The sequence below is a fragment of the Candidatus Sarmatiella mevalonica genome (assembly GCF_016751895.1).
Classification (GTDB): Bacteria; Pseudomonadota; Alphaproteobacteria; order Rickettsiales; family Rickettsiaceae; genus Sarmatiella; species Sarmatiella mevalonica.
Genome location: NZ_JACVVM010000050.1, coordinates 1 through 10559 on the forward strand (window position 1 = coordinate 1; position 10559 = coordinate 10559).

The window sequence follows — 10559 nt, forward strand, 5'->3', positions numbered from 1 at the left end:
ATTTCAGAAGATTGTCCAAGGATTATGAGATTTCCCCTTCATCCGCTAAGGCTTTTGTTCAATTAGCTTTCACAAAAATTATGCTGAATAGGTTAGTTAAATGTTTTGCGTGACTGGTTCTTAGTTTTAACAAAATTCTATCATCAGAAGTGTTGATCTATCTCTTTCCAGAATCTCGATCAGCGAGTTAAGCTGAATGCACAACTGCATATCTACATCTTGATGATTAGACAAAGTTTTTATACGCGCACATTCATGTTGTATTAATCATAAAACATCATATTATTACTCAATAACTACCTTATTTCAGCGTAAGCCCTGGCTTCGTTCAACAACAAGGTAGTTGTATTAATTTAACATAGATAAGGTGTCATAAGTACCATGCAAAATATATCATCTACTCGACAACCGTTCATTCGGTCAAAATATTATAAAGATTCAAAGCAATTACAGCAACAGCAAATTGTGCAGCAACAAAGCGTGCAATTACAGCAGCAACAGGTTGCACAACAACAGCAGCAAGTTGACGATACGCCGTTTCAAGATGCTTACACATTAGATCAAGTGGCGCACTACACTCAATTAATGAAACAAGATCCGCAAAATCCAGAGCATCCTTTTAACAAAGGTCGGATATTACGCGCACTCTTAAAGTACGAAGAAGCGATTGAAGCTTATAGCAAAGCAATTGCATTAGGCAAAAATACTGCAGAGTGCTATCGTAGAAGAGGAAACGCACTTTATGAACTTGATAAATATGAAGAGGCGCTTGAGGGTTTCAAGATGGCCATCGCGCTTGAGCCGGAAAATGGAATGAACTATTACCATGCAGGAAATGCGCTGTGCACCCTTGGGCGGTATGTAGAAGGAGTTGCAGCATATGATAGAGCGATTGCGCTTGGCTGGGATGAAGAAGAAGAATGCTATACCAATAGGAGATATGCGCTGAGTCAGCTTGAACAGAATGCGCTCAGCCCACTTAGGCAGGAGGAGGAAACTGCTTATACCTCAGAGCCGGAGGAGGCTTGAGAGCTGTGGCAGAGGTGCTGGAGCCCTCGTTATTTTTGTTATCGCCTCTTTAGGTTTTGCGCAGATGCTTGCCGTTAATGGAGGTAGGAACTAGCGTGAAAGTTATCGCGCTCATTAGACTTCTTTCGAAACTCGCTCGTGAGGATCAAATGAAAGCACAGAACTTCCGTTGTACATGAAGTAAAGTGAGGATTCGAGCACCGGAGGGCGTGGTTGCCATCAGGAATAGAGTTTTGCAAGAGGTCTAATAGACCGCTAGCTTTCATAGCTCTGAGCTAGGCATCCATCAGTCTGATCTACTTTTTGGCAACTCTAAGTTTTCCTAATATTAATCATAAAACATCATATTATTACTCAATAACTACCTTATTTCAGCGTAAGCCCTGGCTTCGTTCAACAACAAGGTAGTTGTATTAATTTAACATAGATAAGGTGTCATAAGTACCATGCAAAATATATCATCTACTCAACAACCGTTCATTCGGTCAAAATGTTATAAAGATTCACAGCAATTACAGCAACAGCAAATTGCCCAACAACAGCAAGTTGTGCAGCAACAAAGCGTGCAATTACAGCAGCAGGTTGCGCAGCAACAGCAGCAAGTTGACGATACGCCGTTTCAAGATGTTGACACATTAGATCAAGTGGCGTACTACACTCAATTAATGAAACAAGATCCGCAAAATCCAGAGCATCCCTTTGACAGAGCGCGAATGTTGCGTCTGCTTCTGAAACACAAAGAGGCGATTGAAGCTTATAGCGAAGCAATTGCATTAGGCAAAAATACTGCAGAGTGCTATTGCAGAAGAGGAAACGCGCTTTATGAACTTGATAAATATGAAGAGGCGCTTGAGGATTTCAAGATGGCCATCGCGCTTGAGCCGGAAAATGGAATGCACTATTACCATGCAGGAAATGCACTGTGCACCCTTGGGCGGTATGTAGAAGGAGTTGCGGCATATGATAGAGCGATTGCTCGAGGTTGGAATAGAGAAGGATGCTATACCAATAGGAGGTATGCGCTGAGTCAGCTTGAACAGAATGCGCTCAGCCCACTTAGGCAGGAGGAGGAAACTGCTTATACCTCAGAGCCGGAGGAGGCTTGAGAGCTGTGGCAGAGGTGCTGGAGCCCTCGTTACTTTGTTATCGCCTCTTTAGGTTTTGCGCAGATGCTTGCCGTTAATGGAGGTAGGAACTAGCGTGAAAGTTATCGCGCTCATTAGACTTCTTTCGAAACTCGCTCATGCGGAGCAAATGTAAGGAGCATACGAAGCGCAGAACTTCCGTTGTACATGAAGTAAAGTGAGGGCTTCGAATCGCAAGCAACGGGGCGGTGCCATGAAGGAGTAGAGTTTGCGAGAAGACCCATTAGACTCCATACAAAACTCTAGCACCGATGACAACCGCCGCTTCGTTTCTGCGTTGGAATTCTCGTATACTTCATGTAACCCTAACGTGCCGAGCTGTCTGCGCTCCTCACATTTACTTTCGATTTGACCAAGTATTGCCAGGGGGCTATTATGATATTTTGCGTTTTTGTACCTTTTAATTAAAGATAGCGCCTCGTCTTCGTTGCTCAAATAGTAATCTATCCCTAATAATATATAGTAGGTTAGACACCTCGCTTAAATTCATAATGCCCTATGTTCAGTACTTTAACAGTAGTTACTTCTCAGATAGATAGGATAAAGTGAAAAAGCATCGTGTGCAAATAAAAAATTATAGACCTCATTTGCGACCTCCCACTTCCACCCCTTGTTCTCGTGTTTTCTGTTCTGCAAGAGTTTTTCGATGATCTTTTTTGATTGTTATTTGCTGCACTTTCTTCTGTTGTTTCACGCCCTTATCTTGTTTTTGTGGCGTTGTAATTTGTGCATTTTTAGGTTTTTTAGTAAAAATATTTTTTATGCTATTCCATATTTTAAAAAAGACATTTTGTTCCCGTTGTGGAGTTTGTATTATCTCGTCGGTCATTGGTCGTAATTTTGGCACGTTAAGCTTTAATACAGCATGCGAATCTTCTCCTTCTATTTTAGCTCCATACTCTCGTTCCAATTTCGTTCTTACCACGTGATCTTTCTCCTGGTTTGCCTGTTGAAAGTGTCCTAAGTCTTTCTCTAATTCAGAATGCTGGACTCGATATAATACATCATTAAAATTTTTTGCATTATCTAATATCTTATTTTTTTCCACCTCACTCCCATTTATTAAAGTCATCAACTTCTCTCCATTGGCAAACTCTTTGGCGTACAGTGGCATAGAATTGAGTTGCACATCGTTTTCGAGTATCTGTATATTGTCTCGTGCAACTTGAGACCATTGAGCGAATTGAGCAGCGTGCTTATTCTCTTTCCCGACCTTGTTTGGATCTAATACCTCTTTTATAAAAGGCGCTAAATCATAATATATATTCTGGTCTTTTCCGATTTTCTCGTGTTCTGTTACGTATTTTGTCTCGAACTCCACTAGATCTAGCTGCGTCTCAGCTTTGTTAATTGGAAAAGTCATACCAGTGTAATCTGCGAATTTCTGATCCGCTGCAGCTAATGTTTTTATTTCCTCTGAGCTCAACGCGTTTCCTGCTTGAATATTATTTTTGATCTTTAGTAAATTCTGAGTTTTTTCTATCAATTCACCCGGAGTGTTGCAATACACAACTGGATAGTTTAAATAGCGATCGATCTTGTTTGTTAAGGAGTCCGTATCTTGCGTAGTATTGTTGAGATTGACAGAGATCTGTTCCTGTTCTTTTTGATCTGCTACTCTTGTATTTTTCTGTGATTCTGAATCGTTTTTCATATGTTGATACCCTAAATAATTAATTAGTTATTTTCAAAAGTTTGCCATAGTATGTTTCTTATGTTGCGCTATCTCACTCTTTAACTTTTCGAAATAAAATCATGGATTTGTGGTGCAATGTTTTTATGAAAAGCGCTACCACTAAATACTCCATAGTGCCCTACCTTAGGTTGCATATGATATCTCTTATAACTTTCAGGAACATTGCAACATATATCAAACACCGCCTTGGTTTGTCCAAGCCCCGCTATATCATCTAGCTCACCCTCAATACCAAATATTCTGCAATTTTTGATTGCGCGCGCATCCATTAATCTACCACGCGACATGAACCTGTTCTGCGCAATGTCATAGTCTAAGAACACTCTTTGTATTGTTTGTAAATAGAATTCTTCCGTTAAATCCATCACCGCAAAATACTCGTCATAAAAATTAGTATGTTTGGCAATTTTTTCTTTATCATCATGTACCATAAAATTAAACAGGTCTAAATGAGCATCTAAATGCCTTTTCATATTCAGTCCCATAAAAGCAGTAAGCTGCATAATACCTGAATACACGCGTCTACCTGCGCCAGGATAGCTAGGTGGAACTTTTGTAATAACATTTCTTTTAAACCAATCTATGGTCTTACCTTCAGTGAATATATTGAGTTTAGTAGGGTTACGTCTGGCATCTATCGGTCCGCCAACCATAATCATAGATTTTGGCGTAGCCGGATCATTGTTCTGCGCCATAAAGCTCACTGCCGCAAGCAACGCAACGGTAGGTTGGCAAACGGCCATGGCGTGTACTCTGCCATGCTTTTTGTGTAGGAATCTAATAAAATCAGAAATATAATCTATCTGGTCATCTAGATCAAAAGTGCCACGCTCCACCGGCACTGCACTGGCGCTCGCCCAATCTGTGATGTATACATTAACAAGAGGTAGCAGGCTTTTCACTGTCTCTCTTAAAAGGGTAGCATAGTGGCCGGCTATTGGCGCTATAAGCAGTATAGATTCGCGTTTTTCTTTTAGATCTGGTATACTAAAATGACGTAGCTGACAGAATGTTTTTACAACCAACGCTTCTTCTTTTACGTCATATTCTTTGGCCGCCGTCTTGCCATTAGCGATAGTAATTTGCTTTATATTAAACCAAGGTTTGGTGTAGTGTCTGGTCATCCTCTCCGCTACGCTCATAGCTGCGCGGTAATATCTTGAAATCATGTCGTCTTGCCCTTTTAACATTTCCATGCCATGCTGTAAGAGCTGTCTAAATGGCGTTCTTTGCACCTTGTTATACTCAATGTAATTATAGAATTCTTCTGCTACTGGATTATAAAATGTCATAAGATTAATACAATTAAAAGTTTTATCGCTTACAAATATAATTATACCACAAGTTTATATTTTTGCATATCATTTACTAATGCACCACCTTATCACTCAAGAATTGACTGGTGGAATTTGCTAGTTGCATCAAGAATATATCTAATGGGCATTGAAATAAGTTCAAAATTGTATTTTAATTAGATGAAAAATAATAAGAATAAAAATACTCAAGAGGTTTTGCATATTTCCGGTTCTAAGGTTCAGGCACAAAGAATAAATGGCCAGATTAACGTTGCGTCTGTTAGATTGATTGATCAAGACGGCGTGATGATAGGTGTAGTAGATATTAAAGTTGCCATGCAAATGGCTGCTGATGCAAAGCTTGATTTGGTGGAGATTTCTGCGAAAGATAACCCGCCCGTATGCAAGATATTAAACTACAGCAGATATAAATATGATATCAAGAAAAAGAAAGTAGATATCAAGAAAAAGAATAAGTGCTCAATATTAAAAGAGATGCGCTTTAAGCCTAATATTGGCAAAGCAGACTTTCAAACTAAAGAACGTCAGATTCGCGCTTTTTTAGAGGATGGCAATAAGGTGAAGGTAAGCATGATTTTCCGCGGTAGAGAAATAGTACATACCCAGCAAGGGATGAAGTTGATAGAAAAGTTGCTAGAAGATTTGTCTGATGTAGGCAAGGTTGACGTGCCACCGAAGCTTGAAGGCAAGCAGATTTTAGTGTTTTTGCTGCCATTTTCCAACAAAAAGTGAACAGCTCCCCTTCATAGAGACGGGGAAGTAAATAAAAAAATAAAAATGTAAATAAAAAATGGAAAAAGGACGTTTGTTTATAGCTATGGCTCTTTCTATAGCTATTGTGGTTGGATGGGATTATTTTTATCTCAAACCTCGTCAACAAGAGCTTGCGCAAGTTAATGCACTAAAACAACAGCAGACTGCGCAGTTGGCACAAGAACAAGAACAAAAAAATAATATCCAGTTACAAAAAATCTCTGAAGCCCCTAAAAGGGTGAATATTAATACATCTGTTATTAAAGGATCTATTAATACCAGAGGGTTAAAATTTGACGATATTGTTCTTTTGCAGTATAGAGAGAAGGTTAGCGCTGATAGCCCTAATGTTCGGCTGTTTAGCAAATTTAATGCAGACCAAGATTTTTATTTTGCACAGCTCAAATGGGTGGCTAAGAGGGGTACTGAGACAGACAATTTTGTAACCACACCTGCAGATGATACCTTGTGGTCGAGCGACTCAGATGAACTTGCTCAAGACAAGCCTGTCACCTTTAGTTGGACGAGCCCGGAAGGTGTGTTGTTTGAGGTGATAGTGCGCGTGGATGAGCAGTATATGTTGCTTGTTGATACGAAGGTTACTAATGCTCATAGTACCCAAATTACTTTAGCAGACTCCATTAATTTTGTAAGAAAGTTGACTAAGCCTAGTGACGAGGGGAATGTTGCGCATCAAGGGCCCATAGCAGTATTAAATAATACTCTAGAGGAGGTGAATTATGACAAACTCAAGGACGAGGTACAAAAGTCTTTTGATGATAGTAACTTAAATTGGTTTGGTATTAGCGATAAGTATTGGTTATGCGCCATTGCGCCTAAAAGCGAGCAGATTGATGCCGGAGGGGGGAGTGAGAGTGACAAGCAACAGAATACAAAACTATATCAATACCGTTTAGAGCTTTCTTATGGTGAATATATAGATATACCGGGTTGTTATAAGTCTTCATGCACATCGCAAAGCATAACCTTACAGCCTGGACAATCTCGCGTAATGAGCTATCATCTCTTCACTGGCCCTAAGAAGGTGAAATTGCTTGATTTATATTCCCAAAAGTATGGTATTAATCTTTTTGATAGATCTATAGATTTTGGATGGCTGTATGTGCTCACGAAGCCTATTTTTACTGTCCTAAATTTCTTGTATGAGTATGTTGGCAATTTTGGCGTAAGTATCCTTTTGGCTACTGTGCTGGTACGTTTGCTGATGTTTCAGCTGGCTAATAAGTCTTACATCTCCATGCAAAAGATGAAGGTTTTGCAGCCTCAGATTGATATGATAAAGCAAAAATATGCTCATGATAAAGTGAGTATGAATAAGGAGATTATGCTGCTATATCAAAAAAATAAGGCGAGTCCTGTGGGTGGATGTTTGCCGATTTTAGTGCAAATTCCAGTATTTTTTGCAATATATAAAGTTTTAAACGTTACTATTGAAATGAGGCAGGCGCCTTTTTTTGGCTGGATAAAAGATCTGTCCATGCCAGATCCGCTGTCTATTTTTAATCTTTTTGGTTTGTTGCCCTTCACTCCACCACACTATCTATCGCTTGGCCCGCTACCATTAATTATGGCAATTACAATGTATCTGCAGCAAAGATATAATCCTAAGCCGACTGACCCCGTACAGGCTCAAATTATGCAGTTTATGCCGCTGTTATTTCTAGTGATGTTTAAGGATTTTCCAGCTGGTTTGTTAATTTATTGGTCTTGGAATAATGTACTTTCTATTTTGCAGCAGCATTTTATTATTAAGAAAAATAAAGCGTAACTTTTGCATCAATTAGTTATCATGCATATTTATATCAACTACATTTGCATCAACCAGCTATAATGAATAGAAAGAGCGAAGGGTAGAAAGGTCTAAAGAATCAAAAGATCAGATAAAGTAAAGGAGTAAAGATGAATTTTAATTAAATTGATGTTGTTTATTACAATGCGTAACGTTAGAGCCATAATATTAGTTTTTATTGCATTGTCGTTTTTGACTGGCTGCCAGGCGAAGGAGATGTCGCCTAATGTGTATGCGCAGGATCAAGTGGGGGTGGTGTCTAGCGCATATCCAGGGCGTATTGTTGTAGTGCGCTCGGTACGAGTTAGACCTAGCGATGAAGGGCGCGAAACAGCTGAAACCGCGGCTATAGGAGCGGTTGGTGGTGGCGCCATTGGATATGCGTTGGGCGGTAAGGGTAATAGAGGATATACTGCATTGGCCGGTTCTCTCGCTGGAGCGGTTGCGGGTGCGATTATTGGGGATAAGGGTGGTAAGAAGAGCGCATATGAATATACCATAGAACTGGATTCCGGGAAGAAAGTAACTTTAGTACAAGGTACTCAATCGCCTCTTGCTCAAGGTCAAAGGGTGTTGCTTATTACTAGTACAAATGGCAGGTCTAGGGTTGTGCAGGAGTAAGGTGTTTAGTGGTTATTAACACTAGATCGAGTATAATAGCAAGTGTTATTGATCTTAGATCTAGGTAGTATAAACATTTATTTCAACCATAGATAGATTCCTACTATAAAAACGAAGCAAGATAAGCCATATGTTTATTTCTAATACAATCCCGCTTCTATTTCATATTAAATTTGAATTGAGATCAACATGAAAAACTATATAAAAACAATCACAGCAGTATTTTATTCTATCATCATGATATTGTGTATCTCTACAGCCTCTGCAAAGGACAAGGGTGTGATATACATATATCAAGATGAAGGAGTCAGTCAGGAATCACTGAACCAAATCACCTCAGCTTTTATAAAGCTGACACCTAAACGGCAAATTAAAAACATTAATGCTAAACAACTACAAAAGGGATTTTGGACAAGAGATGCGGTTTTATTTGTTATGCCTGGCGGGGCTGATTTGCCATATGCAAAGCATCTCAACGGTAGAGGCAACCGTGTTATCAAACAATACGTAGCAGATGGAGGTGCTTTCTTAGGTATATGCGCAGGAGCTTACTATGGTTCTGCATATGTAAAATTCGACGAAGGTGGTCTTTTGGAAGTATTAGGCAAGCGAGAGCTCTCATTCTTTCAGGGCGATGCTATTGGCCCGGTATTAGCTAAATATGACTATCAAACGCAAAGCGGGAGTAGAGCTGCGGTAATTCATACAATTTTACCTAATATTGCTAAAGCGACTGTTTTTTATAATGGTGGTGGATTTTTCAAAGACGCGCAACAATATCCAAATACAGAAGTTATTGCCACATACACAAATCATTTGCCAGCAATTGTGTTAATTAAGTATAATAAGGGCAAGGTATTGCTTTCAGGGGTACATTTTGAATACGATCCATTTTTACTCGATTCTAATGATAAGTATATACAAAAGATCATAAAGCAACTAATAGAAGGTGACGAAGAAAGAACGGCGCTATTTAATCGTTTGATGCAGTTACTTATAGTAATTTAGGTTGAATTAGATATAATTTTTCGTTATAATGAAAGGAAAAATGACAAAAAGCTATAGCAATGATTTAAGAGAAAAAGTAGTAAAATATTTAGAAGCTGGGAATAGTTATGACCAAGCATCTAAATTATTTAAAATAAGTGTATCAGCAATAGGAAGGTGGTACCGAAAATATAAAAAAGAAGGCAATTATCTCGCAAAGAAACGAGGTGGTTCAAAAAGAAAAATTGATCTAGAAGCACTTGAAAACTACGTTAAATTAAATGAAAATATGACATTGAAAAAAGCTGCCCAAAAATTTGGAGTAAGTGTTTTTACAATAAGTTACTGGTTAAAAAATCTAGGTTTTCGCTATAAAAAAAAGACTTTTCCTACTTGGAAGCTAGCGAAGAAAGACGCCAAGATTACCAAGAAAAAATAAAAGATATATCTACCGAAAGTATAGTTTATATTGACGAGAGCGGTATCGATATGACGATATGCAAGGATCGGGGATGGGGAAAGAAAGGCGAGAAATAGTTAGTAAAAGAGTGGCAAACATTACGAAAGAACGAATATTGCAGGATTAGTGAATAATAAATCAATAGCACCTATGGTATTTAATGGTCCATGCAATACACTATTATTTGAAAGCTAGGTGGAGAATGTTTTAATTAAGGAATTAAAGTCCGGCCAAGTTGTAATTATGGACAATGCTTCTTTTTATAAATCTAAGAAGACAAAAGAATTGATTGAATCAGTAAATTACAGGATCATTTTTTACCTCCATATTCACCAACTCTGAATCCAATAGAGAAATTTTGAGCTAATATGAAATGTTGGATTAAAAATCAAATTACTGAATTTGATCAATTATATGAGGCTATTTCTTATTTTTTTAAAATACCTAATTCAATCTAAATTACTATAATAGCATAGAAAATATAATAAAAAATTATAATTTTTTATTATTTGGGACTGTTGCGAGATGAGGTAATTTTTGTTATAATAAATCTCAAAAGAACGAGGTTTTCAAATGTCTTCAGCGCATCAAATTACAGTGGTAAGTTTAAATCAATTAGTTAGAACCAGTCACGCAAAACATTTAACTAACCTATTCAGCATAATTTTTGTGAAAGCTAATTGAACAAAAGCCTTAGCGGATGAAGGGGAAATCTCATAATCCTTGGACAATCTTCTGAAAT

The 10559-nt window shown here is 38.3% G+C and carries 11 protein-coding genes; 8 read left to right on the forward strand and 3 right to left on the reverse strand.

Features of this window, described 5'->3' with window-relative positions; all coding sequences use genetic code 11:
• The first annotated feature begins 381 nt into the window (after positions 1-381).
• The 3 genes from Sarmat_RS04680 to Sarmat_RS04685 all read left to right on the forward strand — a co-directional run bounded on the left by Sarmat_RS04680 (position 382) and on the right by Sarmat_RS04685 (position 2135).
• Positions 382-1029 carry a tetratricopeptide repeat protein gene (locus tag Sarmat_RS04680; RefSeq protein ID WP_202149657.1) on the forward strand — a complete coding sequence of 216 codons (648 nt, stop codon included), beginning with the start codon at positions 382-384 and terminating at the stop codon, positions 1027-1029.
• A gap of 56 nt (positions 1030-1085) precedes the next feature.
• Positions 1086-1208 (forward strand): hypothetical protein, encoded by a 123-nt coding sequence (locus Sarmat_RS07115; protein ID WP_279611757.1) that lies wholly within the window; start codon positions 1086-1088, stop codon positions 1206-1208.
• Between the two features lie 267 nt (positions 1209-1475).
• Positions 1476-2135: a tetratricopeptide repeat protein gene (locus Sarmat_RS04685; protein WP_202149658.1), complete on the forward strand. Its 660-nt coding sequence runs from the start codon at positions 1476-1478 to the stop codon at positions 2133-2135.
• 135 nt (positions 2136-2270) lie between these two features.
• Here the strand turns inward: Sarmat_RS04685 and Sarmat_RS04690 are convergent, their stop codons facing one another.
• The 3 genes from Sarmat_RS04690 to phaZ form a co-directional block, all read right to left on the reverse strand.
• Positions 2271-2609 (reverse strand): hypothetical protein, encoded by a 339-nt coding sequence (locus Sarmat_RS04690; protein WP_202149659.1) that lies wholly within the window; start codon positions 2607-2609, stop codon positions 2271-2273.
• A 148-nt stretch (positions 2610-2757) separates the two neighbouring features.
• Positions 2758-3828, reverse strand: a complete 1071-nt coding sequence (locus tag Sarmat_RS04695) for a hypothetical protein (protein ID WP_202149660.1) — start codon at positions 3826-3828, stop codon at positions 2758-2760.
• Positions 3829-3908: 80 nt separating this feature from the next.
• Complete coding sequence (phaZ, locus tag Sarmat_RS04700) at positions 3909-5162, reverse strand: polyhydroxyalkanoate depolymerase (RefSeq protein WP_202149661.1); 1254 nt, start codon at positions 5160-5162, stop codon at positions 3909-3911.
• Positions 5163-5381: 219 nt separating this feature from the next.
• On the opposite strand from phaZ, the gene infC reads away from it, so the two are divergent.
• The 5 genes from infC (at position 5382) to Sarmat_RS06890 (ending at position 9796) form a co-directional block, all read left to right on the forward strand.
• Positions 5382-5918 (forward strand): translation initiation factor IF-3, encoded by a 537-nt coding sequence (infC, locus tag Sarmat_RS04705; RefSeq protein ID WP_244127145.1) that lies wholly within the window; start codon positions 5382-5384, stop codon positions 5916-5918.
• Between the two features lie 58 nt (positions 5919-5976).
• The gene (gene yidC, locus Sarmat_RS04710) at positions 5977-7728 is read left to right on the forward strand and encodes a membrane protein insertase YidC (protein WP_202149663.1); all 1752 of its coding nucleotides are present in this window, start codon (positions 5977-5979) and stop codon (positions 7726-7728) included.
• A gap of 150 nt (positions 7729-7878) precedes the next feature.
• Complete coding sequence (locus Sarmat_RS04715) at positions 7879-8370, forward strand: hypothetical protein (RefSeq protein WP_202149664.1); 492 nt, start codon at positions 7879-7881, stop codon at positions 8368-8370.
• A gap of 189 nt (positions 8371-8559) precedes the next feature.
• Entirely contained in the window at positions 8560-9378 is an 819-nt protein-coding gene (locus tag Sarmat_RS04720; protein ID WP_202149665.1) for a BPL-N domain-containing protein, read from the forward strand.
• Between the two features lie 28 nt (positions 9379-9406).
• Positions 9407-9796 carry a helix-turn-helix domain-containing protein gene (locus Sarmat_RS06890; protein ID WP_244127146.1) on the forward strand — a complete coding sequence of 130 codons (390 nt, stop codon included), beginning with the start codon at positions 9407-9409 and terminating at the stop codon, positions 9794-9796.
• Positions 9797-10559 lie beyond the last annotated feature (763 nt).

Bases quoted from the DNA above. Each gene is read 5' to 3' on its own strand.
- Sarmat_RS04685 (WP_202149658.1), top strand. From the start codon at position 1,476: ATGCAAAATATATCATCTACTCAACAACCGTTCATTCGGTCAAAATGT.
- Sarmat_RS04720 (WP_202149665.1), top strand. From the start codon at position 8,560: ATGAAAAACTATATAAAAACAATCACAGCAGTATTTTATTCTATCATC.
- Sarmat_RS06890 (WP_244127146.1), top strand. From the start codon at position 9,407: ATGAAAGGAAAAATGACAAAAAGCTATAGCAATGATTTAAGAGAAAAA.
- Sarmat_RS04715 (WP_202149664.1), top strand. From the start codon at position 7,879: ATGTTGTTTATTACAATGCGTAACGTTAGAGCCATAATATTAGTTTTT.
- phaZ (WP_202149661.1), bottom strand. From the start codon at position 5,162: ATGACATTTTATAATCCAGTAGCAGAAGAATTCTATAATTACATTGAG.
- Sarmat_RS04695 (WP_202149660.1), bottom strand. From the start codon at position 3,828: ATGAAAAACGATTCAGAATCACAGAAAAATACAAGAGTAGCAGATCAA.
- yidC (WP_202149663.1), top strand. From the start codon at position 5,977: ATGGAAAAAGGACGTTTGTTTATAGCTATGGCTCTTTCTATAGCTATT.
- Sarmat_RS04680 (WP_202149657.1), top strand. From the start codon at position 382: ATGCAAAATATATCATCTACTCGACAACCGTTCATTCGGTCAAAATAT.